Origin of the sequence: Acinetobacter sp. T_3_1 (assembly GCF_025377055.1) — a bacterium.
GTDB lineage: Bacteria > Pseudomonadota > Gammaproteobacteria > Pseudomonadales > Moraxellaceae > Acinetobacter > Acinetobacter kookii.
In genome coordinates this window covers 1-1,732 of record NZ_JACHVD010000046.1, presented here as the reverse complement: position 1 = coordinate 1,732, position 1,732 = coordinate 1, and the positions used below count along the sequence as shown (strand labels likewise).

2 protein-coding genes and 1 pseudogene are annotated in these 1,732 nt (G+C 33.1%); 1 reads left to right on the top strand and 2 read right to left on the bottom strand.

Features of this window, described 5'->3' with window-relative positions:
* Positions 1-252: 252 nt before the first annotated feature.
* Both H4I94_RS16125 and H4I94_RS16120 read right to left on the bottom strand, forming a co-directional pair.
* Positions 253-1,092 carry a serine protease gene (locus H4I94_RS16125; protein ID WP_261183722.1) on the bottom strand — a complete coding sequence of 280 codons (840 nt, stop codon included), beginning with the start codon at positions 1,090-1,092 and terminating at the stop codon, positions 253-255.
* Between the two features lie 94 nt (positions 1,093-1,186).
* On the bottom strand, positions 1,187-1,561 hold the full coding sequence (locus H4I94_RS16120) for a hypothetical protein (protein ID WP_261183721.1): 375 nt from the start codon (positions 1,559-1,561) through the stop codon (positions 1,187-1,189).
* 58 nt (positions 1,562-1,619) lie between these two features.
* Here H4I94_RS16120 and H4I94_RS16115 point away from each other — a divergent pair.
* Positions 1,620-1,732, top strand: a pseudogene (locus tag H4I94_RS16115) (IS6 family transposase); the annotation flags it as partial.

Sequence of the window (1,732 nt, the reverse complement as noted above, 5' to 3'; positions counted from 1 at the left end):
AACATGGTGTACTTTAGCAAGTTGTTCAAAATCCTGTCGCACAACAGGTTTAATTAGCTCATGAAATACGGTATTCTGATGTGACAAAACCTGAATCCTGGTCGTTAAAGTGTTTGTTTGCACTCATATTTTAACTGTTAGGACTCAGGTTTTTTTATTTAAAGCAAACTATGGGACAGCAGTGGCTTAAGCTCCCATTTTTTGAATTCGCATAACGTGTATTATGTTAATTTTAGCTATTCTTAATTATATCTATTGACTAATTGCGCGCTTAACTTCTTCTTCAAGAACAAGAAGTTCTTTAGAATTAATCGCTACACCAATATTATTTGGTATTGCAGTAATTGGCACAGGAATATTGGAAGTAGGAGCAGTAACAATTCTTATCTCACCTGATGCTGTATGCATAGCACCAGCATAATGAATACCTAAGAGTCTGATACGATGTGCTCCCATATATGTATTGCCCTTATTATCCATATATCCACCAATGTTTGCTAAAAACACAGGAGATCCACTGGAACCAGGGAAACTTGCAATATCTGTTAAAAACTCAGATTTACCGTTCAAAGCGATATTAGAATGGGTTGCGGTAATACCTTTACGGATTACGGGTAGATTATTTTGTGCATCCCAAATACCATTTGGATAACCTATCATAACTATATCCTCCATAGATGAAAAACTTTGACGCTCTTCGTCTGTTGGTATCAATGACGTTTCAATCGGTACATAAAAAGGTATATTTCCTTGTTGCTGTAGCTGATTAAATATAGGACCTATTAAAAATGCAGCCAAATCTACATTAGGATCAGGATGTTTTATAAAACTTTCTTCAAATTGAGTAATTTCAAATTTTAGATGACGACCTGTATCGGGTAATCCATTATCTTTAGCAAGAGTTATATGAAATCGTCCATTTTTTGCATTAGAAATAACATGCTTATTCGTAATAATTACTGGAACACATTCCTCTTCATTTTTAAGAAAATGCATATAAAAACCACTACCAGTTGCCATACCACCACCATGTAGATCAGTCTCTATTCTCACTGTGCTATGCGTAAGCTGTTCTATAATTCCTAAACTCATTATTAACTCTTAAAAATATATTAAAGATTAGTATGTTACATTATTTAAAATAAAATAACGGTTTTCCATTTAACATAAAATCTCTTATGCGAAATTAGGTTGATCTAAAGTTCTTTATTGCCTTGATCACATGATCCCCCAACTGCTGAGTATTTTTAGGATTTCCAGCTGAATTATTTAAAGAGACATTTAAAGGGAGTGCTATCTGTCTCAAAATTTCTTTAGCTGATGGTTGTTTTTCACCATCCTTATAAACTTCAATTCTTGCATTCTCATATTGTTTTATATCATATCCATTATAAAAAATATTATTTAAAATCAATAACTCATGATTATTTTCAACTTTCACTTCTGTTTCAGTAGGAACATTTAACCCTATATTTATTTTTGAATTAGCTAAAAGTATTTTGTTATAAATACCTAAAATATATTTTCCTTTGTATTCTCGTGACTTAGCCTGAAACGGCACTGTTGCAAATAGGCTGACATGATAAGCTAAATATCTTATTTATTTCGAGATACAGCAGATGAATCCCTTCCATGGTCGGCACTTTCAAGGTGAAATCATTCTTTGGGCTGTTCGTTGGTATTGTAAATATGGCATCAGCTATCGTGAACTTCAAGAAATGCTCGCTGAACG

Bases quoted from the DNA above. Each gene is read 5' to 3' on its own strand.
- H4I94_RS16125 (WP_261183722.1), bottom strand. From the start codon at position 1,092: ATGAGTTTAGGAATTATAGAACAGCTTACGCATAGCACAGTGAGAATA.